The organism is Anaerosporobacter sp. (assembly GCF_965301125.1).
The window spans coordinates 1-1,763 of the sequence record NZ_CBDLAM010000026.1; the positions used below are offsets into that span (position 1 = coordinate 1).

Genomic DNA, 1,763 nt, shown 5'->3' on the forward strand with positions numbered 1-1,763 from the left:
TACGGAACCGCCATCGATTCGGCATCCTGCCTCAGCTCAGGCTTGCCAGGCATCCATGCCTGGCATTCCTAGATTACTAAGTACACACTAAGAAGTACTATAGTTGCTTCGCTATCGTTTCTTAGTCATAGTACGTCAGCTAAGAAGCAAATCTACACTATTCAGAGTTTTGCTTATCTAGTTTATAGATACACAAGTACGAGAAAGTTAATAAAAGAATAAATATTCTTGTTTATTCATCACAAAATTCCACTAAGACCTTTTTACATCTTAATACTCTTCCATTGATTACTGTTATGTGATATCATTTTATCTTGAATAGTAGGCTGATTCTTTTCTAGCTGAATACTAACATATTATATTACAAAAGAACCCATCAAAAAAGGAGTTTACACATGAAGAAACAAAAACGTATGTACTTAGCGTTAACAACATTACTAATTCTTTTTTTAGTAGGATGTACAATCAATACCGATACGTCAGAGGATTCAAGTACTTCAGAATCTAGTACTTCAACAACTATGAAAGTACACTATATAGATTCAGGAGAGTCAGATTCCATATTAATTGAATCCGATGGTCATTACATGCTAATCGATGCAGGTGATGTTGATGATAAGGCTACTATTGTTAATTATTTAAAGGAGGAAGAAGTTAAGAAATTAGACTACCTAATCTTAACTCACCCTCATGCAGATCACATAGGTGCTGCATCCGATGTGATTGACACATTTTCCATTGGCAAGATTATTATGTCACCAAAGACGAATAATACGAAGGTATATGAAACTTTATTAGATACCATTGCTAAGAATGCTCTTAAGATTACGAAACCCGTTGTAGGTGATTCCTATACTCTTGGTAATGCTAAATTCACCCTTTTAGCACCTAACTCTATGGACTACGGCTCAAATCTAAACAATTATTCTATCAGCCTTCGTTTAGTAAACGGAAAAGATAGCTTTCTCTTCATTGGTGATTGTGAAACCGAAGCTATTTCAGATATTCTAGCTAACCAACAAATCCTAGATTCTGATGTTCTTCTATGTGGTCATCATGGTAGCCGAACAAGCACTACTGCTGGTTTGTTAAAAGAGGTTACCCCAACTTATGCTGTTATCAGTGTTGGTGAAAATTCATATGGACACCCAAGTGAAGAAACCCTTAGCCTATTAAAGAAAAACAACATTAAAACCTATCGTACCGATGAAAATGGAACGATTATAGCTACAAGCACGGGTAGCAAAATCACCTTCAGTGCTAAAGCTACCGACTTAAGTAATGTAAATGCTTCTACTTCAAGTAAAGATGAAACTTCTAACAGTAATTACAATGTGGTTTATATTACAAGCTCTGGTACCAAATATCATAAATCTAGTTGTAGTTATCTTAAGGGGAATAAAACCAAGACTACTGTAAAGAAAGCCAAAGAAGACGGCTATGAACCATGTAAGACATGCAAACCAGCTAGCTAAATCACTTACAATTGTAAACTTACACCAATTAGAAAGGAGTTCCATTATGTTATATATCATAGATCGTTTTGAAGGTTCCTTTGCCATATGCGAACAAGAAAATGGAAGCTTCATCACCATACCTCGTTTTCACTTACCAAAGGAGGTCAAAGAAGGGGATTGTATTCAATGTATTAATAACACATATATAATCAAGGAAGATGAAATAAAAGCAAGAAGTGCTAGAATTGAAGAAAAATTGAATTCTCTTTGGGAAGATTAATATAAAAACCTTATCTCGTATTATTT

Annotated in this window: 2 protein-coding genes; both read left to right on the forward strand. The window is 34.7% G+C overall.

All coding sequences use genetic code 11. The features are described from left to right. Window positions 1-395: 395 nt before the first annotated feature. A complete protein-coding gene (locus ACW2QF_RS04610) occupies window positions 396-1,475 on the forward strand; it encodes a ComEC/Rec2 family competence protein (RefSeq protein WP_455714824.1) in 1,080 nt (359 codons plus the stop codon). Between the two features lie 46 nt (window positions 1,476-1,521). Next, the gene (locus ACW2QF_RS04615) at window positions 1,522-1,737 is read left to right on the forward strand and encodes a DUF3006 domain-containing protein (protein ID WP_455714825.1); all 216 of its coding nucleotides are present in this window, start codon (window positions 1,522-1,524) and stop codon (window positions 1,735-1,737) included. The last annotated feature ends 26 nt before the right edge of the window (window positions 1,738-1,763 follow it).

Excerpts from the sequence above, each read along its gene's own strand:
- ACW2QF_RS04610 (WP_455714824.1), top strand. The coding sequence starts at position 396 with ATGAAGAAACAAAAACGTATGTACTTAGCGTTAACAACATTACTAATT.
- ACW2QF_RS04615 (WP_455714825.1), top strand. The coding sequence starts at position 1,522 with ATGTTATATATCATAGATCGTTTTGAAGGTTCCTTTGCCATATGCGAA.